Source organism: Bacillus sp. FSL R10-2780 (assembly GCF_038006125.1).
Classification (GTDB): domain Bacteria; phylum Bacillota; class Bacilli; order Bacillales; family Bacillaceae_G; genus Bacillus_A; species Bacillus_A cereus_U.
Genome location: NZ_JBBOUQ010000001.1, coordinates 2,354,020 through 2,376,194 on the forward strand (window position 1 = coordinate 2,354,020; position 22,175 = coordinate 2,376,194).

Sequence of the window (22,175 nt, forward strand, 5' to 3'; positions counted from 1 at the left end):
CAATTTTATTTTTTAGATGTTATTAATAATTGACTTACATAACCTGAAATAATCAATGTTACTAAAGTACTTACAACAACTAGAAAGAACATAATACTACCCTTACTTAAAAGAAATGAACCGTATTCCATTAGCCCCGTCGTTGAAGGAATTAAAAATAAAGGTAAAAATACTATTAGCTTTTCTGCACCTATCTCAAACCATTTTAATGGCAAAATGCGAGTAGAAAGAAGCAGAAAAAGAATTAACATTCCTATTAAACTTCCTGGCATAGATAGATGAAATACTTCCTGAATCCATACACCAACCAAACTAAACATATATAGCACTCCTACTTGAAGTAAAAGCTTCAAAAACTTCAATTGCTACTCCCCATTTCAATACCAAATCCCCACAATTTATTATTGAATCTCGTTTAATGTCTCTGCAAATCTTGTAATTCCAAGCTGAATTTGTTCGACATTCGCTCTGCCAAAAGTAAATCGTATATATTCACTTTTCGAACCTAGGACGCTTCCTGGGACAAATGCTACACCATTGCGTATAGATTCACCTAGTAAATGGTATTCATCAAACGTTCCTTGCACTTTACACCATAAATGTATTCCGCCCTCTGGAACAAAAAATTCAACCTGGTCCCCTAATATTTCTTCAAGCTTTCTAATTAACTCATCTCTTCTTTGCTTCAGTTGTCCACGAAGCATAGTAATATGCGTATGAAAATCCTCAGATTCTAAAAATTGGTTCGCTACCCACTGTGTAAATACACTATGACCGAAATCAACTTGCTGCTTCGCATCTGCCAATCGCTCAATTACGCGCGTGGGGCCAATTACCCAACCAATACGTAATCCTGATGCAACAATTTTTGATAATGAGCTTACATAAAGAACATTCCCATTTTGATCCATCGATTTCAATGTTGGATTCACTTCTCCATTAAAAGAAGTCAAACTATACGGATCATCTTCTACAATCGGTATACCAAATTCAGAAGATAGTTCTAAAACCTTTTTACGTCTTGCCAACGAAAGTACCGTTCCAGTTGGATTTTGATAATCTGGATTTAAAAATACCATACGAATGCGATGCTTTTTGTGCAAATCGATTAAGTCATCGGGATTCATTCCATGCTCATCAACTGGTAAACGGAATATGTTTAAACTTGCTGATTTAAACATCGGAAGTGAATAACAATAGGAAGGATCCTCAATTGCAATCGCATCGCCAGGTTTTAACAAACATTGAACGATAAGATTAAGTGCCTGCTGAGCTCCAGATGTAATAAGAATAGAGCTTGAATCTGCTTCTATTTGTTTATATTGCTCGACATGTGCTGCAATTGTTTTTCGCAACATTTCATTTCCAAGTGGATGGTCATAACCGAGATTTTCCATAAATGTTTTCTCCGACAAAATTGTTCGAAATCTATCACTCGGAATTAATTCTGGTGACAATTCACCACTCGCTAAATTGATTAAATCATCTTTTTGTGTTTCCGTTCGAATTTGTTGAACAAGTGGTACATTAGGCAAGAACGATCCATCCTCAACGTACCTACCCCAGTTCGGTATTCGTTTATGTGACACACCCCATATGTCTGTATTCACCCGGGTGCCGCTTCCTTTTTGCCGTTCTACTACCCCAAGTGATTTTAATTCCTCATAAGCAGCTACTACCGTACTCCGGTTCACTTGTAACTCCTGTGCTAACATACGCTCAGAAGGTAATTTTCTATCAGAAGGGAATTCACCGGTAGAAATGCCTCTTTCAATGTAATCAGCAATTTGTTTATAAACTGGTATCTTATTTTCACGATTCGGTTGCCATTCCATTTAGTTCCCTCCTCTCCAAGCAGGTGTCCTGAATTCATTAATAATAGTATTCACTGTGAAAATGGTATTAATCAAGCGCATGATTTAAAAATGTCTCAACCGTCACATTAAAACTAGTAGGCTGTTCTAAATAAGGCAAGTGCCCACTATCTTTCAACTCAACGAAAGTCACGTTTCTCAGGTGTTTTTCAAATTCTCTCACATACTTTTCCGGAACAAAATAATCATTCTCTCCTCGTATTATTAATGCAGGACATGCAATGTTAGAGAGGTATGGTCTTTGATCGTAATCAACTAATTCAGCGAATAGCCTTTGAATATGCATTGGATTAATAGTTTGTAGGGATTGATGAAATCCTCGGACAATTGCATCATTATCTTCTACTCCCATTGCGCTCAATAACGTATCCGCCCAAGCTTTCCCGTTATCATTTACGCTAAGTAAGTCATATATTTTAAGTCGTTCTTGACGATCTTCTGGTTCCAAATAGGGAAATGCATTTACAACAATTAAGCTAGTAACAAAGCTTGGATAGTGAATAGCAAAATCAATCCCTACTCTAGCCCCTTTTGAAAGACCACAAATGACTACTTTTTGTAGCTTTAAATAATTGCATAACTCATACAAAACATTTGAGTATTCTTTAAAACTAATTTCCAGTCCTTCAGATTTCCCATGTCCAGGTAAATCAAGTGAAATCACTGTCCAATTTCCCTTGAAATATTGTCTTTGATATAACCAATTGTTTGAGTTTCCTCCAAGACCGTGTAAAAACAATATGACAGGACCCGATCCTTCTATATTGTAATAAACCTTTTGATTTTTATATATAAAATACATATAAATCCCCTTCAATTATAGCACTACATTTTCTTATTCTTTAATGGATATATCCAAAACGGCTCTCTTTCTAACCACTCAACTGTTTCTGGAACACCGTCTTCATACTCTCTTTCCAGCTCATCCACTTTAGTTGCAAATTGTGATGCATGTGCTCGTAATGCCTCTAATTTTTTCGGAACATATTCCGTCACTTCATTTTTAAAATCCGGAGGGCCTATTTCGTCTTCATGATTTTTCGAAAAAGCTACAGCATAAAAGACCGGTCGTTTACTTTCCGAAATATTAGCTAATGCCTCTACTACCGCTGCCCCTGTTGCATCGTGATCTGGATGAACTGCATACCCAGGATAGAAAGAAATAACTACAGAAGGATTCAATTCTTCAATACAGTTTTGAATCAGACTTCTTAATTTTTCAGGCTCTTCAAATTCAAGAGTTTTATCACGATATCCCATCATACGTAAATCTTCAATCCCTAAAATATTTGTAGCTCGCTTTAACTCTTTCTCTCTAATAGCATATAAAGACTCACGTGTTGCAAAAGGTGGATTCCCCATTGCTCTCCCCATTTCACCAAGTGTTAAGCAAACATAAGTAAGAGGGACTTTCTGCTCAGTATAGGCCAAAATTGTGCCAGCCACGCAATATGACTCATCATCTGGATGCGGGAAAACAACTAAAACGTGGCGCTCATTTTTCATCAATATATTAACTCCTTCATCATATATAAACTCTATAAAATAACGACCGCATACCAAGTAACTCCTACAAGAAGCACTAAAAGAAGAATGATATAGATAGCTGATAAGTTTTTCACATTCCTCTTTGTAGACTTACCGTAATTCTCCTCCACATTTCGTGCAACTAGTACGGTCCCAAACAGTGATACAACTACAATAATAACAACTAGTGAAATCGCAAAACTCATTGTCTTTTCACCTCTCTAAAACCAGTCTATTTAAACAAAGAAGATACATATAAAATGTCCTTCTTAAGGTACAATAAAATACTACCTTTCTTCTCTTATCATAATGGAAGTTTGCGAAAAACGGACCAACCACTTTTAGGTTTTTTTGCTCATCCACTTCAAAATAAAAAGCAACTGATCTCCTAGAATCAGTTGCTTTTTTACAAGGCTAATTATATTCATTTTCACTTAAAATTAATCCGATTTAAAAGTTTGGTCTTTTCATAATGAAACATCGATTGAGATAACTCAAAAATGGTTCCATTTACAAGATGAACTGTATTTTCAATAAGAAGTGCCGGATCACCTTCATTTATTTCTAAAAGCTGTGCATTTTCTTTATTTACTTTTTCACAACTAATAACTTTATCGGCAAAGCCAATATTTAATCGTAAATCTTCAATGAAATAACTGTATACAGAGCTTAATGCTATTTCTTCATTCAAATAAGGAATGATATCCTTTTTGAAATAACTTACTTCAATAGAGAATGGTTTCCCATCTACAATTCTTAAGCGCTTCAAAAAATATAACCTAGTTCCAACTTCACATTGCATCCGCTTTGCTATCTCTTCGTCCGCATCTATTACTTCAAGCTCTAACACTTTCGTTTCAATATTTTGTGAAACGAGGTTTTTCGTTAATCCACGCAAACTGCCTAGATTAATGTAATCTGTTACAGAAGTTTCACGTAAAAACATGCCACTACCTTGCACTTGAAAAATATAGCCTCTATTAACAAGCTGGCTAATCACTTTACGTATCGTATTACGACTTACTTCAAATCGGTTCATCAACGCTTCTTCTGTAGGTAGTTTTTTCGTTTCATTAAAAAGTCCTTCTCGAATGTCTTGCTCTAAAATATCTGCAATTTGTTTATACTTTGCACTCATACACTTTCTCCTAAAATACTCTTTTATCTTTTATAAATTTTCTCCTCTCGTTTCGATAATATGCTTATACCAATGAAACGAAAGTTTCTTCTTACGTTTTAAGTTATCATTATGATCGACAAAAATAAAGCCATATTGCTTTTTATATCCATTTAGCCAACTTAACAAGTCAATAACTGACCATGCATAATAGCCTTTTAAATTAATCCCTTCTTGAATCGCACGCTTCATTACTTTTAAATGCTCTTCAATGAATTTAATTCTCGGAACATCTACAATTTCTCCGTCAATGATTGGATCTTCATCACCTAATCCGTTTTCTGTCACATACATCTTTATGTCACCGTAACGTTCTTTCAACATATGCAATCCATCTAAGAAACCTTCCGGAGATATTTCCCATCCCCATTTTGTATATGTTTTATCTTCCATTTTAACTGTTCGATAAAACCCATCAAAAGAAGGGTTACCCGGAGCAAGTGTTGAGTTTTCTCGAGAATGCTCCTCGCTCTTTATATCCATATCGTATCTTTCTACTCGTATCGGTTGATAATAATTCAAGCCAATAAAATCATTTTTTTCGGCATTTTGTTTAATGATTTCTAATTCTTCAACCGTCCAATTAGGAGTCCATCCTTTTTCCTTTAATTCCTGCACAACATAAGACGGATACTCACCTTTTAAAACTGGATCATAGTACCAATACATTTCATATTCATTCGCATGATTTGCTGCTAGTATATTTTCTTTTTGATCATCCACACTATAAGCAGGTAAGAAAACATGCGTAATCCCAATCTCTCCATATTGTTTCAGCTGCTTGTACACTGCAACTGTTTTTGCATGCGCATAAAATACATAATGAGTCGCTTGAAAGTACTTTGGAATATCATTTTGTATTCCAGGTGGATGTGCACCTTTTAAGTACCCTAATCCACAAAACATCACTGTTTCATTAAAAGTAATCCAATGTTTAACTCTATCACCAAATGCCTTAAAGCAAATCTCTGCGTACTTTACGAAAGCTTCTGCTGTTCGTTTATTCGTCCATCCACCGTCTTTTTCTAAAGTTAATGGTAGATCCCAATGATATAAAGTTACAAACGGTACAATCCCGTATTTTAAACATTCATCAATTAAGTTGTTATAAAATGCTATTCCTTTTTCATTTACCTCTCCATCTCCAGTCGGCAAAATTCTCGCCCAAGAAATAGAAAAACGATACGATTCTAATCCCATCTCAGCCATTAAGCGAACATCTTCCTTATATCGATGATAATGATCAACAGCTACATCACCATTTGTCCCATTGTATGTTTTGCCAGGAATTTTTGAAAACTCATCCCAATTCGTAACACCTTTTCCATCTTCATTCCATGCACCTTCTACTTGATAAGAAGCTGAAGCAGCCCCGAATAAAAAATCATGTGGAAACTTCATAGTATATACCTCCGTTTCATTACAATAAATCAAATTTATTACTACATATAAAATTTATAGGTACAAATTTATATGTGTAATTATAGCGTAAGTTTCGATTTTTTTCTATCATGAACGTACGATATGTAAAACTATATTTAATGTTAATTTTTAGAAAACAAAAAAGAAGCGACGTAGTTCATCGCTTCTTACAATCACCATCTTTACTCTTTTATAAGTGACTTATTCGCTCTTATAACTTCTTGATAAAGTAATGGTGACCATTTTTCATTTATATAATCTTGAATTATCCAGCCCACTCTCGTAGGATTCTTTTGCTTCATATAGTTTGCAATTTCAGGATTTATGTAGGACGCATAATAATATGGACTATTCCATGCTGTACCACCAGAAGACAAGCTTGTAAAATTAATATATAGATGATTAAAATCTTCACTATTGTTAATCGTTTCATTTATCGTATCTTTAATAGATTTTACTTTCTCATCATAACTCACTTTATATTTATCTTGTACTGTTACATTTACATTTTGATTTACATTTGTAGTAAACGTCTCATTGTCTGGCCAATAAAAATTATTATATCCTCCAGACTCATTACTGCCACTATATCTTTTTAATAATACAATTTTCCCACGAGCATCTCCAAGTTTTATATTGCCTTCTGTTTTTAAAAAGATAGGATCAAGAAAATAATTTTTTTCAAACGTACTACTAAATGAGTTTTCCGCTCCTTTCATATCCTCATACTCTTTTTTTAAAGACATAATAATCGTTTCACTTGGGTTATCTTTTAAAAATTGTTTCGCTTCATTTATAAATCCGTGTAATGTTACATAAAGATATAATGGCCCATGATGAAGAACTATCTTATTATCATCTGTTAAACGCCCTCTTATATCAAAAATTCTAGCTCCGTGATCCGTTTGATAACGAAAATCATATTCTTGCGTCATTCCCCATACTTGCTTTATCGGATTTTGCAACTTGAACGTTCCACTATCATGTGTTCCTGGAATTGAAATTCGTGTTAACGGTATGTCATCAGGTATAGGTTTCATCCATTTTGACCAGTTTTCAAGCCCATTACCAGAGCTAGCAGCAATTGCTTGCTTATCATTCAAAGCAAATACAAATGTGCTAAGTATAGTACTACATATGAATAATTTCAAAATAAACTTCTTATTGCTCATTTTTATTCCTCTCTTTTTGTGTTTTTATATCAAACTTATTGAATATAATATAAGCTACTTAATAAAAAATAAATAATATTTCATAAATATGAAGTATTACATAGAAGTAAAATTAAAAAATCATTCACATATTCTCAATGCATTAGGAAAATTTAAAGTCCCTTTCTACTAGATAAATTATAGTAATCAACAACATAAACTTCAATGGGCTTTCATATGCAATATTTCATATTTGGGTCCTACATGATATAAATAAAAAACTTATGATGATTATTTATTCTGTACGTGCTAATATACTTATATTAAAATATAAATACATACCTTATATACTCTGAACTACATTATTCAACAGTTAAAACTTAATTTTTTATTGGGAGGATTTACAATGAAATTATTAAAAATAAAACATATAATTCCTTTATCTGCAGCAGCAATTACATTCGTATGTAATCAAGGTGCAACTGAGGCTTCCACCATTCATACAGTAAAAAAGAATGATACACTTTGGGGTATCAGTAAACAATATGGAGTTTCAATACAATCTATTAAACAAGCGAATAATAAAGGAAACGATCAAACTTTTATTGGTGAACAGTTAAATATTCCAGGATCCATGAAATCAAATGAGGTCACTGTTCATCAAAACGACAAACCTAAGAACATCTCTGGACAAATTATTTATCAAGTACAGCCGGGAGATTCATTAGAAACTATAGCAAAGCGTTACAATGTTACCGTTCAATCTATAAAACAAATTAACAATACAGTCGGAAACAAGCTTTATACAGGACAACATGTGAAAATTAATTCAAGTATTTCAGAAAAAGAAAAAGACTTAATGGCACGCTTAGTTACTGCTGAAGCGGGTGGCGAATCATATAAAGGAAAAGTGGCAGTGGCGAAAGTTATTTTAAATCGTGTAAATGCAAAAGGTTTTCCTAATACAATAACAGGCGTTATTTATGAACCTATTAAACACGGATATGCATTTACTCCTGTTACAGATGGAAGAATTAATCAGCCTGCAAGTGCAGAAGCAAAAATGGCAGTAGAAGAGGCTATCTCCACAAATGGAATACATTCTGATTGGCTTTATTTCTATAATCCGAAAACATCAACAAGCAAATGGATTACTACACGTCAAACAGTAGCAGTCATAGGTAACCATGTCTTTGCTAAATAAAACTGTAATTTTCTTCAGATTTATTCACTTAACAACTATTTCAAATGATTAACAGACCTCTTTACTTAAAAGGTCTGTTCTTTTTATATGTAAGCTTTTTATTAACCATATGATAAAATGATTGTTTAAAAGTATCTCTCTTTTCAAATAAAAAACTGTTGTATCTCATTCATCATTTAGAGTAATTGAGAAAGTATCAAATCCACAACTATGACTTTATTAATACAAGCTATTTCTTAACTTTGTAAAATTGTTATACACTAGGAAAATAGCAAACAAACTATTCGGTAGCAGGTGAAAAAAATGTATGATATTACAATTATCGGTGCTGGAGTGAGTAGCATTTTTATGGCTTATACATTAGCCAAAAGCAACAAAAAGGTTTTAATTCTTGATAAAGGTAAACCGTTAGAACATCGAAATTGCTCTTTAAAACAAGGGGAAATATGTAACTGTACTGCATGTGATAAATATTTCGGGTTTGGTGGTTTAGGAAAGTCTGAAGGGAAATTTAATTATACAAACGGATTTGGAGGCGAACTCGAGCAAAAAGTAGGTAAAGAAGGATTTATGCAACTCATGGCGGAAGTAGATGAAATTCTATGTCAGTTTGGCGGAAGTTCAGTTTCAAAATATTCTACAGAAAATCCAACTCTCACTAAGAAGGCTGAGACATGTGGTTTACAAATGCTAACAACAGAAGTAAGGCATCTGGGTACTACACTTTCAAGTAACATTTTTCAGCAGCTCTATGAATTTTTACTTACCAAAATAGATATCCAATTTCATATAGATGTACAAAATATCGTTAAGCAGAAAGACCATTTTAAAATATATACAAATCAAGAAACTGTCCATTCTAAGAAATTAGTATTTGCAACCGGTCGTTCCGGGGCGGATTGGTTAAAAGAAATGTGCACTTCTCTAAATATTTCTCAGGAGCAAACCCGTGTAGATTTAGGTATTAGGGTAGAGATGAAAGAACATCAATTACGTTCTATATTAAAAGATACATTTGAGACGAAACTTTCTTATCAGCATGAACATTTCACGGCTACTACTTACTGTATGAATCCAAAAGGACGTATTATTCGAAAGTACGAAGAAGGTTTAGTTATGCCTGACGGTCAAAATTTTCGAGAGCAAGGAACTGGCACTTCTAACTTAAATTTCACTTTATTTATCCCGCGCTATTTTCCAACTCTCAAAGAAGCAAATGTATACGCAAGTTCAATTATTAAAAGCATTAACCAAGGACGAGATCGGATTGTTATACAGCGTTTAGAGGACTTAATAAAGAAACAACCTACAACGGAGAACAACATGAAACATAATCGTATACAGCCTACACTACACGGAGATTATGGAGATTTGAATAAAGAAATTCCTCAATTATATATTGAAGGACTCAAAAAATTTTTATTACGTTTAGAACAATTTATCCAAGAACCTATCGATAAAGATACTTTATTATATGGAATTGATGGAAAGTTCTATGCCCCTACGATAAAAATCAATAACCATTTTGAAACAAGTATGAATGGGCTATTTTTAATTGGAGATTGTTCAGGCATCACTCATTCATTATCTCAAGCAGCTGCAAGTGGTCTGTATGTTGGAAAATATTTATCAGACATTTAATTACTCTAATCAAATGGAAAGGGAGCAACTAATTGCTATTGCTCCCTTTTCCCTATTACTTCTCTTATAACACATGATGCAATCTGCTATTAAAAAGAACGTACATATTATACAGATGTAAACAAAAAACAACTCCAAAATCAACTTTTATTGTATATTTTGGAGTTACTTTACGTTTATTCTATGATTGTTTCTAAAGGTAAATCTGTATAGGAATTATCCTCACCTATATTCAAGATTACTTCACATTGACGTAATCTCAATTCAAAGAGCGTTATAGGATCACGATAAACTTCAGGGTTTGATTTCATTTTATGCAGTTTATCTTGTTTTTCTTTTATTTCTAAATGAGTGTTTTTTACAGCTTGTTCCAACGCGCCAAATGGATTTCTAAAGAACATATTAATATCCCGCTCTTGTGTGTTTTCAAACAGCTCAAATTGCAAGAAAAACTTCTTCATAATAGAAGCCGTTACATCGGTATAATCTTCATTTTCTAAATACTGTTTGTATTTGTTATATAGCATAGCTTTATTTTTAGGAAGAACTCCAAATAATTTACCGGCACTTTTCAGTAAAAATTGTGCTGGTGTAAATCGGCGTAAAATATTTACTTCTTCCATTTGTATTCTAGTTGTCATTCTATCAGTATCTCTGCTCCAGTCATCAATTACTTTAAAGTCACATTCTAACTGTATTCGATTTTCTCCAAATAAAGAATTAAGTCCTTCACTGGTTTCTTCTAAGAACAATTGACTTTGAAGGAGCTCGTTATTAGAAGTCGCAATCCAATTTTGCATAGAGCGAGCAAGATTAGGTAATACAGTTTGTTCTAGATATTGTTTCACTCTTTCATTCATCGCTGTGTTTAGTTCAATATCAATGTGACCAAAATCGCTTTCTTCACTAATTAAATCGGAACAACTCTGCAATAGTTTCGGAATATGTTCTGCAAGATCATTAGTAATTTCGTTTTTCATTGTACGATATGATTCTGTAATTAAATGAATTTTGTCCTTCTCAAAAGCAGTAAGGTTATTAATACAACCATTTAGTTTAACTAACATATCTTCATTCCAATTAATAGAATCCACTAGATTGTTTTCCCTCTCGACGCGTTTATCCAAAAGATATGTAATTGTTTTTCGAATGAAAAACAATAGCTTTTCATTCCGTTCTGCATCGATATTTTTATGGTTAAAGTTAAAATGAATAAACTCAGTTAAATCGTTTAGTTGTTTACTATTTGTATATAACGAAGAATAAGGGAAAATTCTTGCATTAGGGAAATATGTATTTATTCTCACTTGCGTATCTTGTATAACTCTTTTTGCTTCTGCTTCATTGTAAATGTTATCGATTTTATTTAATAAGAAATGAACTTGTAGATTTGGTGTATGTTCTTGAATACTTAATAGAATGTCACGTTCTTTGTCAGTAAAAGGTGAATCCGCATTCAATACGAATAATAACTCATCTGTAGAATTTAAATATTCAAATACCTCATCTTTCGCGTCGTTGTTCCTATTAAAGCTAGGTGTAACAACGAATGTAAGTTTATTTTCACTTAAAAATCTGCATGGTAATTTAAATTCAACACATGCTCTATCTCTATATGTTTGACGGTGCACTGCCATCATGTTATGGAAATCAGAGAAATTCTCAGTTGTTGTAATTTCCGAATCTGTTATAGCGTTAATTTCTGTATAAGCGTCATTTTTAAAAACAACTACATTTGAGATTGAGTTTTCTAATATATTTTCTCCTAGAATAGAGTTAATAAATGAAGCTTTTCCGTTTCCTGAAGTTCCAGTTACTAATAAGCGATTTGTTCTTAAATCTGCAAGCTCGCCAACTAACCAGCTAAATCGGTGACCCATTTCTAAATCATGTTCTTGTGCCCACCCTGTAATAGATTCAAAAAGATGTAAACTATACTCTAAGCCATTCACATGATTAATAGAATATGACAGTAGGTTTTCCGCATATTTTATATCCGCTGAATCTATTTTGGAAGGAAAAATCTCATCCCATGCCAATACTGCTGCAGATGGAAATACAGCATGAGAGGGATTGACTACCTTTAACCAATTTGTTAACAGATTTGGAATAATATCGTGTAATTGTCTAAGCATATATTGACCTTGAATTAATTCAAAGTATGTTTCTTCGTAAAGAGAAGAAATTTCGTCCCATATATCGGACGAATGCATTTCGATATGTATGAAAAATTCATTTATTGTGTTAAGCCATAATAAGTAATTTTGTTCATCTTTATAGCTGTGCCAAAGTGATGAAACCATTTGCGTAAATTGCACTTGATCTACATTATTTAATGTAACTAATACTGTATAAAAATAATCTGGTGAAATATTTTTAGTAAATCCTTTATCGATATATTCTTTTAGAACCTCAAACCACGGATAAGATTCTGTTCGAATTAACTCGTTCACAGCAAGCTCTACTGCACTATCAAAATCTTGCTGTTCTTCATAAAAGGAACGTGCAATTGTTGTGACGCTTGGATAATCGGGATTTAAAGAAACCGCTTCTTTTATAACAGCGAAAGCTGAATCAAAATTATTTTGCTCGATGTAAAGAGACAGTAATTGCAGTACAATTTCGGTCATAAGTATTTTGTTATCAGTAGTAATGGAAGTATACACATTTTCAGCAACTGATAATTGGTTAAGTTCGAAGTAAGCATCCGCAATATTTTTTTGTGCCCATGGCGCTAATTCATTACTAACTTTCTCCCATTTAAAAATAGCTGCTTCAAAATCTTGATGGTGATAATAAAATTCACCTTGTGCAAAACGAATATAAGATCCATCAGAAATCTCATTTTTTTCTTCGTTTACATAAGCTTCTCCAAGTACTTGAAGAAGTGGGTGTGTTTCATTCTCCATTAAGAATGTTTCATAATACATCTTTTTTATTAATTGTTTTTCTAATCTCATCTTTTCCCCCACTATATCTCGAAAATACATTTTTCGAGATATGTCAATACTTTTTTGTATGTATGCTTTTTATCTTAACAAAGAATTCCTTTTGGAAAATTTCATTTTCCTTTCATTTTTCAAGTAAGATTGAATTTTTATGAGAAAAGTTTCAGTTCTTTTTCAATTCCCTTTCAGTTGTGAAACAATATTAAATGTTCCTAATAGCTTAATACGAGTATAATATCCACATTAAATTATTAGGAACATTTAATGTAGAGACCTTTATAAAAACAATATATAGTGAATATATATGCTACGTGTTATAACATTCAATAAGAATCCCGCTTTTCCTATAGCAATTGAACAGTGAAAAAAAAGCATACCTAACGGTATGCAACTTAGACAACAAAAATACTTGAATAACATAGTAGAACAAGAACATCGCTTTATAAAGAAACGAACCGAAATCTGAACCCAGGTTTCGGTTTTTCGGGGTATGATGAATTACAAATTTTATTAATAATCGAATAAAATCAAGAACTTTTAGCTGGATTACTCTATTCTTGAATAAACTTTACAACAGAATCCTTTTTCCATTTGTATAAAACTATTTTATGATAAACAGGATCAAATAATGGATTTGAATAAAAGACGGCTTCCTTTTCAACTTGTCCTTCTATATTAATCCCTTGTTTTTGAAACCCTTCAATGAGATGATTCGTAACATATATATTATCATTTTTATGATATTTTTTATCTTGTAAAAAATATGAATATGTGTAAAACCGTTTATGTTCATACGGCACTTGTAAATATTCCATAACCCTCGTCTCTTCCCAAGTGTATACAATAAACGGCTCTTGTTTCCCCTCCAAATATGACGCGAGTTGATATGTTGCCGGTACCTCCACTTGTTGTTCTTTCATGAGCGGTATACTCATCATAAGTTGACTGGTTGCAAACAAAAGCAATATAATACCACGATGTATTTTTAACCATGAAATAGCAAGTACACAAAGTAACATCGCTACAATCGGATAAGAGTGACGAGGTTTATCAATATTTTGTCCAAATAAATTCCAAAGAAAATAGAAAACTCCAAGAGCAATCAAAACCTTTGGATAGCAACGTATGTTTTTCCATTGTAAAACAAACAGAAACAAAAAGAACAAAAAGAAACCTACCAAATAATAAGAGTGGATACCTATTCCTGCAAAGATGATGTTTTCAGAAAGTAAACGATAGAGGCGTGAAATAAGTGGTTCACTCGTATCTGTAACTGCTCCACCCCATTCGGTAAAATGTCCTTCTACAAATCCGAAAGAAATTTCCCACAACCCCGTGATTCCACCAATGTTCCAAATAAGAGCACTGACCCAAACTAGTTGCGAAAGGACAGCTGTACAAAATAAGATTATAAACCGCCATTTTTCTTCATGCCATTGTTGCCATAATAACAATATAAGTACAATTCCAAACGGTGCATATGATAACCGTATACCCATTAATAGCGCAAAGAAGAGAATTGGCCAAAATTGAGTTTGAAAACGCTTTGTACGAAAGGCACGTTCTATACTCCATATATACCACCATACGATTGCTAACGCTGCGCCCTCTGACATGGGCTGCGTTACTAAAATAGAGAAATACCCGCTCGTTTGTAAGACAGCTACAACAATAAGAGCACTCGTTTTACTTACATAATGGCGTGCAATCCAATACATCGGAAAAGCTGCGCCGAGTGCCATGATGGCATTAAAAATCCCTAACGATTGTACAGGGTTTTCTATAAAAATATGCGTTATCATTCCCCCTAAAATAAAAAAAGGATATCCAGGGAAATGGGGCTGCATCGCTAATATGTCATATTGCTTTAATCCAAGTGTAAAATCAACTTCGTCCCACGTTGCCGCAAACGGACTCGCGTAAAAAAAACGAATACAAATCACACTAACAACCAGGATAACTGCCCATATACGTAATACTTGTTTCATCTCATTTCCTTTCTGCAAAAAAAGTACAAGGAAAACACCTTGTACTTTAACTTACTGACTTATTTTCTTCAATTATTGTTTGCTTTTTTTTAACAGGTTTTTTAAAGATGATTAACATGTACAATACAACAAAATATCCGATATACACAAGTACTTCTTCAAGAGATGGCATCGAGGAATACCCTAAAAATGCTTTTAAGAAAATACCGATATCACCAGAAAGAAGTGGTGCAGTCCCGTGATCACGAAGATAATGAGCATAATCAATTGGATGCTCTGGCAGTAGCCATGTAATATCATATACGTGCGGCATTACGCTGCCAAGTATCTTTAAATCTTGAAGCATAGAAACGCCTTGTACAAGAAGTCCTGCTGCAATTAATACGATAAATGCACCTGTTACTTTAAAGAATACTTTGAGTGAAATACGCATCGTTCCTTTAAAGAATAAGAAGCTAACAACAGCTGCAACGAGTAGACCAGATATAGCTCCCCAGCCTTTCATCGCTTCTCCGATGTTCCCTCCTGTAATCGCTGCAAAGAAAAAAACTGTTTCTACACCTTCTCGAAGTACAACAAGAAAAGAATGCACGACCATTCCAATTATATTTCCAGCCGTAATATACTGATTCATTTTATTTTCCATATTGGCTGTCATATTCTTACTATGTTCTGCCATCCAAAATACCATTTGTGTAAGTAAAATGGCTGAAACGAAAATAATGGATATTTTTAAATACATTTCGCTACCCATAGCAGCAAAACCAGTAAATACAACTTGAAAGACTAGGGCAACAATATAACTTGCTACAACCGCAAGCCCTGCTCCTAGCCAAACATATTTCACATACTGCTTACTATCTGTGCGCTTTAAGTACGTTGTAATAATCCCAACGATAAGCAACGCTTCTAATACTTCACGAAATGTAATAAGAAATGCCTGAAGTTGCATTGCTCTTCCCCCTCACCCTTACTTGCGTTTTCTTACAGCATATACAATGACCCCAACAAGTATAAGTACGATAACTACAATCGGCGCCCAGTTTTTCAAGCTGCTTAAATCTGTCCACTCTGTTTTTTCAGAAGCTGCTTTATCTTCTTGACTATTCGCACTAAAGTGCCCTACTTTAAAATCTTTAATTTTAAATTCTTTTTGTAAACCTGTTAAAATAGCATCTTTACTTTTCTTGAAAGCATCTTGATTTGCTTCTTTTTGACCTACTCCAAATAACCCTGGGTTTCCTAATGATTCTAAAGCTTTATTAAATTCATCCTTTAGCTTTGTATCCAGCTCTTTATTACGCTCACCAATAACAGGAGATAACGCTTCATATGTAGCAAATGCTTTAGCTAATAGACGTTTGCTTGTATCATAGTCTTTAAATTTTTCATCAACATTTGTTAAACGACGGTTAATATTGAGCGCAAGAATTTTTTGCATATCAGCAATAATATCTTCTTTATTTTGTTTATCAAAGTCCTTCATCATTGCTTTAGAGGGTTCTTTTCCCATATGCTGATCAATTTCTTCTTGTACATTTTCATATGCTTTTTTAGCTTCTTTAAAGTTTGCCGGATTTTCATCTAACTTGGTAACCATCTGTTTATATGCTTCAGCTACTTTTTCTTCGTTCGGATTTCCATACGAATAAGCAAATGCACTTGTTTGCACAGAGAATATTAAGAAAATACCAACAAATAATGATGTAATGATTCTTTTCATGAACGTTCCTCCCGAGGTTAATGATTATTATTGTCAAGATAAGAACCGCTCGCTACGAGCACCTCTTATCTTCTGTTAATACATGGGCAGTATAGTCAATCGTAACTTTCTCTACTGGACGCTTCATTTCTTTCCAAATTGCCGGAAGCACACGCGTCATATACTTACGAAAAGATATGAAAGAATCGCCTGTTTCTCTTACTTTATACGTAATCGGTACTTCTTGTACTCGAAAGCCTTTTCGTACTAAATTCAAAGTAATAACTTGGGCATAGTTATAATCATGAATAATTTCCCCATGCTCCATCGCTTGTCTAGAAAAAGCACGCATACCTGATTGCCCATCGCGAATCCACTTTCGCAATAACAAACATTGCAGCGTCGTAAAACAATAATTTCCAAGACGTCGATGCAATCTCATTCCTTGAATGGTTCCACGAAAACGAGAACCCATCGTATAATCTGCTTCTCCAGTAAAAATAGGTTCGAGTACATTCGGAATTTCATCAGCTGGATACTCATCATCAGCATCAATCATTACACTAATATCAGCCCCAAGACGATAGCTCTCCTGCAAACCTGCTCGAACTGCTGCACCAAGCCCTCTGTTTTTTGCCAATGACGAAATATGATCAGCACCTGCTTCTTTTGCAACAGCTACTGTTCTATCAGTTGATCCATCATCGATGACAAGTACTTCTACCGTTACATTTGGATGAAAATGACGCGGCACCTTTTGAATGACTTGTGCAATAGAATCCTCTTCATTTAAGGCCGGTATAAAAACAATTACTTTCATTCCTTTTCCTGCTCCTTTAACGCTTCTACTAATACAGGACCACGGCTATGAGATGGATACGGCGCTCCTAATAAGTAAGCAATTGTAGGTGCCATAGAAACAAGACTCTTTTTCTCTTCTACTTTTATACCTTGGGCAATATGAGGACCGTACATAAAGAATGGTACAAACCGTTCACCCTCGTCTAAATGACCGTGACCACCTATTCCATCCGCTTGTCCATGATCTGCACAAATGATAAATGTCGTATTTTCTGCTTTTCCTGTTTTCTCTAAATGCTCAATAAACTGCTTCACATGCTGATCTGCTTCATGAATTTTTTGTAAATATTCATCATATAATACGCCGCGGCTATGACCTGTTTGATCTGTAGAAATAAGCTGGACGATAAATAGATCTGGATCTTGTTCATCCATAATCTTTCTTGCTTTCTCCATAATTTTCGAGTCAACAACATCATTTTTCATCACAGCAGTAAATGTTTCCACATCATCGCCAAACGCGTCGACAAGATGAGCAACCGCCAACATCTTCCCTGTTTTATCCACTTTACGAAGAGAATCAAAAATACTCTCCACGTTCACTCCATGCTTCCAAACCATATTCGATTTAATTCCATGCTCAAAAGAATACGTTCCTGTAAACATAGATGAGAAACATACAACTGTACGAGCTGGATATACAGTTTCCATATTTAAAAACTCTGTCCCTTGTTTTCGAAGGGAATCTAAGTACGGTGTATGTGCTGCCTCAAAACGATCTTTTCGCATACCATCTATCACAATCACAACTACTTTTTCATTTAATGCCTTTTGATTTTCAGGCATGTTTTCTGTATAGCTAGAAATTGCCTTTGGCTGCCAATCAAATAAATTACGGTGTAAAATAAGCGTATATATAAGAAGAGCACCATAAAATATACACAGCACTTTCCAATCTACACCGTTAAATGTACCGCCTGCTTGAAAGAAATCGTAATAGTAATACCAAAGCGAAAGTAATAGTAAGAACTTTGGCATCTGTTCTTGTGCATTCCCACTTGTAGAATCACTATTTTTTAAAACCAGCTTCCAAAATCGTGTGAAGTTCAACCATGATGTACCAATTCGTAAATGATAATATAAAGTTCCCCAAAATAAAATTGTAAAGAAGAAATATAGTCCTAATGCAAAAAAGAATAATGGCAAATGGACCATCTTAAATACAATTAAATATGCAATAAACGGAAACCATAAATAATTTCTTAAAAACAATGGAAAATCAAACAAATAATATAAAACAAGTAAAGGTACAATGAGGACAAAACTACTAAAAAATGCTGAAATAAAACCATTTTGTCCAAACTGCGAGATAGAAAACAATAAAAATGTACCGAATACAAAAATAGGCGTAAACGGTTTTCCTTCATTCAGTAAGTTCCAGCAACGGGCTGCAACTTTTTCAAACTTTGATGCTTTTTTTACTTCTTCCACCGGATGTTTTCCCCCTTCTGACTGACTAGTGAACGCAACTCCATTGGGTATAAGACGAGCAGGATTGCACCCACACCGTAAGAAAATATAAATTTAAAACCGTGACTCATTAATGACCATTCATATGCTGCCACTTCCCCTACTCCAAGCGCCCTTAGCGCAAACGTCATTACCGTTTCATATGTCCCAAGACCGCCTGGTGTTAATTGAAATACTTGTCCTGCTATGGTCATACTATTTACCCAAACCGCCTGTATGAATGTAAGTGAACTCGCAATCTCATAAATTACAAAAGCCTCGCAAATCCAGCTCATTACAATTAGTAATATAATGATAAGGCCTTGTATTGTAAACAAAACGGCCTTTAATTGCTCCCATTGTCCCTCTACAAATTGCGGTACTTTTTTATACAAAAGAAACAACGCCCCACTTCCAATACATATACAAGCGAGGATAACGGGAACATTCAGTAAAACATTCCCCCACAGTATAAACATCCCTACTGTTCCAAATACACCAAGAATAAGTAAATCTAATATACGAAGAATAACAACTGATTGTGTCGCTTCTCCTAATGTCACTTTCTTTTCTTTTGTAATAATCGCAATGCGAACAGCATCCCCTACTTTCAATGGAGAAACATGATTAATAAACAAGCTATAAAACAATCCATATAAAGCCGCTTTCATTGTAATATGATGATGAAGATACAATTTCCAAGCGTATGCACGAAAGAAAAATGCAACGCCATACATCACAATAAGAAACATTAAAGTATAAGGATGTTTCCATAATTCATATAGTTTTCCCCACAAAGAAGACATTTCAAATGACTGCCACGATATAACAAAAAAAACACATAACAAGAAAATACCACAAAGATTAAACAGTATCCGGATATTCTTTCGCCCAAGCAATAGTCTGCTCCAACCCTTCTGCAAATGATACACGAGGTTCATATCCCAGCTGATTTTTCGCCTTCGAAATATCAGCCCACGTCGATGTTACATCTCCTTGACGATGCGCCTCTCTATTTACGCGCATAAGCGGGAAGTGCTTCTCTAACTGTGCAAGCAATTCAGTCATTAAAATTGGTGCATTCGAACCTAGATTGTAGACATCGCTCCTATTCGACTCTAACGCAAGAGCAATCCCTTCTGTAATATCATCAATGTATGTGTAATCTCTTCCTGTTCCCTTTCCATATACAACAATTTCTTCACCACGTAATAATTTTCGAATAAAGCTCGCTATCGCCATATCAGGGCGCCCCCACGGACCATATACAGTAAAGAATCGTAAAATATTCATTTGAAATCCATACATATATTGATAAGCATGGCAAAGTGACTCCGCCCCGTATTTCGATGCTGCATAAGGAGATAAGACACGGCCGTTTGCCATTTCCTCCTTCAAAGGCATTCCTGTTTGCTCTCCATACACAGAAGAAGAGGATGCTACAATGACTTTCTTTACATTTTCTTCTCCTGCACATGTTAATACGTTACTTGTCCCTTTTATATTAATATCAATATAAGCGCCTGGCATTTCAAGTGACGGTCTCACACCTGGAAATCCAGCTAAATGAATAACTGCATCAACCTTCTCTTGCTGCATAACAGCTTTCACATCTTCTTTGTGCAAAATATCGCACTCATAAAATGGAACGTTTCCATATCGCTGAACTTGTTCAAGCTGAAACTGTTTTCTTGATTTCGCATAGTAGGAGTGGAAATTATCCATTAGTACAACTTGCTTTCCTTGTGCTAACAATTTCAAAGCAAGATGACTTCCGATAAAACCTGCTCCCCCAGTAATTAATACTTTCATTCATTTCACCACCCTTTACCACACTATGTAAAAGAAGAAACCTTGTCAAGACAAGGTTTCTTCAAAAAGGCATACGTATGAGCAGATTATTTCGCTGCTTCAACAGCTTTATTTAACGCACCCTCAAGTTGTGGTAACAATTTATCAGCATCTTCTTTCTTCTTCGCTTTTACTGCTTCTAAATAAGACTGTGCTGTTTTTGTTAACTCTACTGTTTGCTGTTCGCCAAGTACTGCTTTTAAATCACTTTCAATGATATTAATGAACAATGCGCCTTCTAATGCTGTAATAGGACCTTTATCTTTTCCAAAGTTCTCTTGACTTTCTTTATACTCACCTAATGCAACTTTTGAGAATCCACGTACAAACGCTTGATTAACTGCTTTTGCATCAACTGTTTTTATATCAGTTTTTAAATCAAACTGCTTTAAGATAAAGTCCGCATCTTCAGGAGCTGCTTTTTTTATATACGGATAGATCGCTTGATAAAATGCCCATCCTTCTGCTTGTTCAATTTTCGCTGTCTTCTCATCAGTTTTTGCTGCTTCTACCATTTTTGTAGCATAGCCATGTGGAACTCCACCTGTCGCTAGGTAGAATGTTTTCATTATCGTTTTATCTACAACTTGCTTACCAAGTGCAAATGCAAGTTTGTCGTCTTTATCAATGGCTGCTTGCATTTCATCAAAGCCGCCTTTAATTTGAGAAGCCATTTGTGTACCATATGCTGTATCGCGTTTTCCAACTGTACCTTCTACGCCCTTATAAAACGCAAGTGCTTCATCCATTTCTTTTTTCACAACATCTTTTTTGCCCCAGTTTGTATCAATTTCTTTAAAATCATGGCGCATCGATTGGAAAAACTCTTTTTGCATTAATTTATCAAATAGTTGCTTTACAACCATTGGTTCCATTTCTTTCTTTTTTCCTGCTTCTAATGCAGCTGTAATTGTTTGGTCGATTTGTTCACTGAATTCACCGTCACGCTTTTGAACAAGTGATTGTAATTTTTCTTTATATAGCTTTGTTACTTTATCGAAGTCAACCTCTTTGCCATCTTTCGCTTTTTCAAGTTCAGCTATCCCATCTTTGTAAGCTTGTACAAAGTCAGCTTCTTGTTGTTTTGTTTCTTCTTTTTTCACTGTCTGTTCTGTCTTTTTATTTTGTGCTTCCGATGCTTTTGTTTCCTCTTTTGCACAACCCGTAAAAAGAAGAGATGTTACCGCAGCTGCAGATAATACTTTTAACTTGAATGTCATGAATTACTTCCCCCTGCTACCCCTAAGTGATAGTGATTTTCATTATTGTCAAATTGATTATAAAAGCGCTTACGTTAAGTGTCAACATAAATATTTCAGCAGTTGTCATATTTTCGTTTGGTAATTTCAACCAATACAAAAACCCTAATAAAAAGACATC

At 34.4% G+C, this 22,175-nt stretch carries 19 protein-coding genes and 1 pseudogene; 3 read left to right on the top strand and 17 right to left on the bottom strand.

Annotation, left to right across the window (positions count from 1 at the left end):
- Nucleotides 1-5 precede the first annotated feature (5 nt).
- The 8 genes from NSQ47_RS12240 to NSQ47_RS12275 all read right to left on the bottom strand — a co-directional run bounded on the left by NSQ47_RS12240 (nucleotide 6) and on the right by NSQ47_RS12275 (nucleotide 7,172).
- Nucleotides 6-362 carry a CidA/LrgA family holin-like protein gene (locus tag NSQ47_RS12240; RefSeq protein ID WP_033710841.1) on the bottom strand — a complete coding sequence of 119 codons (357 nt, stop codon included), beginning with the start codon at nucleotides 360-362 and terminating at the stop codon, nucleotides 6-8.
- A gap of 39 nt (nucleotides 363-401) precedes the next feature.
- Nucleotides 402-1,835, bottom strand: a complete 1,434-nt coding sequence (pdxR, locus tag NSQ47_RS12245) for a MocR-like pyridoxine biosynthesis transcription factor PdxR (protein ID WP_341037059.1) — start codon at nucleotides 1,833-1,835, stop codon at nucleotides 402-404.
- 67 nt (nucleotides 1,836-1,902) lie between these two features.
- On the bottom strand, nucleotides 1,903-2,676 hold the full coding sequence (locus tag NSQ47_RS12250) for an alpha/beta fold hydrolase (RefSeq protein WP_341037060.1): 774 nt from the start codon (nucleotides 2,674-2,676) through the stop codon (nucleotides 1,903-1,905).
- Between the two features lie 23 nt (nucleotides 2,677-2,699).
- A complete protein-coding gene (gene bshB2, locus NSQ47_RS12255) occupies nucleotides 2,700-3,380 on the bottom strand; it encodes a bacillithiol biosynthesis deacetylase BshB2 (protein WP_002199566.1) in 681 nt (226 codons plus the stop codon).
- Between the two features lie 32 nt (nucleotides 3,381-3,412).
- Nucleotides 3,413-3,607 carry a hypothetical protein gene (locus NSQ47_RS12260; RefSeq protein WP_002066705.1) on the bottom strand — a complete coding sequence of 65 codons (195 nt, stop codon included), beginning with the start codon at nucleotides 3,605-3,607 and terminating at the stop codon, nucleotides 3,413-3,415.
- A 224-nt stretch (nucleotides 3,608-3,831) separates the two neighbouring features.
- Nucleotides 3,832-4,539, bottom strand: a complete 708-nt coding sequence (locus NSQ47_RS12265) for a GntR family transcriptional regulator (protein ID WP_002111317.1) — start codon at nucleotides 4,537-4,539, stop codon at nucleotides 3,832-3,834.
- A gap of 30 nt (nucleotides 4,540-4,569) precedes the next feature.
- Complete coding sequence (locus NSQ47_RS12270) at nucleotides 4,570-5,979, bottom strand: glycoside hydrolase family 1 protein (protein ID WP_341037062.1); 1,410 nt, start codon at nucleotides 5,977-5,979, stop codon at nucleotides 4,570-4,572.
- A gap of 203 nt (nucleotides 5,980-6,182) precedes the next feature.
- Nucleotides 6,183-7,172, bottom strand: a complete 990-nt coding sequence (locus NSQ47_RS12275) for a phosphatidylinositol-specific phospholipase C (RefSeq protein ID WP_341037063.1) — start codon at nucleotides 7,170-7,172, stop codon at nucleotides 6,183-6,185.
- A 385-nt stretch (nucleotides 7,173-7,557) separates the two neighbouring features.
- Between NSQ47_RS12275 and NSQ47_RS12280 the strand changes: the two genes are divergently transcribed.
- Nucleotides 7,558-8,355 (top strand): cell wall hydrolase, encoded by a 798-nt coding sequence (locus NSQ47_RS12280; protein WP_016105945.1) that lies wholly within the window; start codon nucleotides 7,558-7,560, stop codon nucleotides 8,353-8,355.
- A 303-nt stretch (nucleotides 8,356-8,658) separates the two neighbouring features.
- Nucleotides 8,659-9,996: an NAD(P)-binding protein gene (locus tag NSQ47_RS12285; protein ID WP_078172950.1), complete on the top strand. Its 1,338-nt coding sequence runs from the start codon at nucleotides 8,659-8,661 to the stop codon at nucleotides 9,994-9,996.
- A 176-nt stretch (nucleotides 9,997-10,172) separates the two neighbouring features.
- Here the strand turns inward: NSQ47_RS12285 and NSQ47_RS12290 are convergent, their stop codons facing one another.
- Nucleotides 10,173-12,956, bottom strand: a complete 2,784-nt coding sequence (locus tag NSQ47_RS12290; protein ID WP_341037064.1) for a dynamin family protein — start codon at nucleotides 12,954-12,956, stop codon at nucleotides 10,173-10,175.
- A gap of 298 nt (nucleotides 12,957-13,254) precedes the next feature.
- Here NSQ47_RS12290 and NSQ47_RS12295 point away from each other — a divergent pair.
- A pseudogene (locus NSQ47_RS12295) lies at nucleotides 13,255-13,398 on the top strand (IS6 family transposase); the annotation flags it as partial.
- A 97-nt stretch (nucleotides 13,399-13,495) separates the two neighbouring features.
- On the opposite strand, the gene NSQ47_RS12300 reads toward NSQ47_RS12295, so the two are convergent.
- The 8 genes from NSQ47_RS12300 to NSQ47_RS12335 all read right to left on the bottom strand — a co-directional run bounded on the left by NSQ47_RS12300 (nucleotide 13,496) and on the right by NSQ47_RS12335 (nucleotide 22,015).
- Complete coding sequence (locus NSQ47_RS12300; protein ID WP_341037065.1) at nucleotides 13,496-14,932, bottom strand: hypothetical protein; 1,437 nt, start codon at nucleotides 14,930-14,932, stop codon at nucleotides 13,496-13,498.
- A 46-nt stretch (nucleotides 14,933-14,978) separates the two neighbouring features.
- Nucleotides 14,979-15,884: an FTR1 family iron permease gene (locus NSQ47_RS12305; protein ID WP_340825339.1), complete on the bottom strand. Its 906-nt coding sequence runs from the start codon at nucleotides 15,882-15,884 to the stop codon at nucleotides 14,979-14,981.
- An 18-nt stretch (nucleotides 15,885-15,902) separates the two neighbouring features.
- Nucleotides 15,903-16,655, bottom strand: coding sequence for a hypothetical protein (locus NSQ47_RS12310; protein WP_341037067.1), 753 nt, complete (start codon nucleotides 16,653-16,655; stop codon nucleotides 15,903-15,905).
- 52 nt (nucleotides 16,656-16,707) lie between these two features.
- The gene (locus NSQ47_RS12315; RefSeq protein WP_341037068.1) at nucleotides 16,708-17,454 is read right to left on the bottom strand and encodes a glycosyltransferase family 2 protein; all 747 of its coding nucleotides are present in this window, start codon (nucleotides 17,452-17,454) and stop codon (nucleotides 16,708-16,710) included.
- The gene (locus NSQ47_RS12320) at nucleotides 17,451-18,926 is read right to left on the bottom strand and encodes an alkaline phosphatase family protein (RefSeq protein WP_341037069.1); all 1,476 of its coding nucleotides are present in this window, start codon (nucleotides 18,924-18,926) and stop codon (nucleotides 17,451-17,453) included. Before NSQ47_RS12320 ends, NSQ47_RS12315 begins: the two co-directional genes overlap by 4 nt.
- Nucleotides 18,914-19,843 (bottom strand): lysylphosphatidylglycerol synthase transmembrane domain-containing protein, encoded by a 930-nt coding sequence (locus tag NSQ47_RS12325; RefSeq protein WP_341037071.1) that lies wholly within the window; start codon nucleotides 19,841-19,843, stop codon nucleotides 18,914-18,916. The genes NSQ47_RS12320 and NSQ47_RS12325 overlap by 13 nt, the downstream gene beginning before the upstream one ends.
- A complete protein-coding gene (locus NSQ47_RS12330) occupies nucleotides 19,809-20,756 on the bottom strand; it encodes an SDR family NAD(P)-dependent oxidoreductase (protein ID WP_341037074.1) in 948 nt (315 codons plus the stop codon). Before NSQ47_RS12330 ends, NSQ47_RS12325 begins: the two co-directional genes overlap by 35 nt.
- Nucleotides 20,757-20,842: 86 nt before the next feature.
- Nucleotides 20,843-22,015 carry a hypothetical protein gene (locus tag NSQ47_RS12335; protein ID WP_033731179.1) on the bottom strand — a complete coding sequence of 391 codons (1,173 nt, stop codon included), beginning with the start codon at nucleotides 22,013-22,015 and terminating at the stop codon, nucleotides 20,843-20,845.
- Nucleotides 22,016-22,175 lie beyond the last annotated feature (160 nt).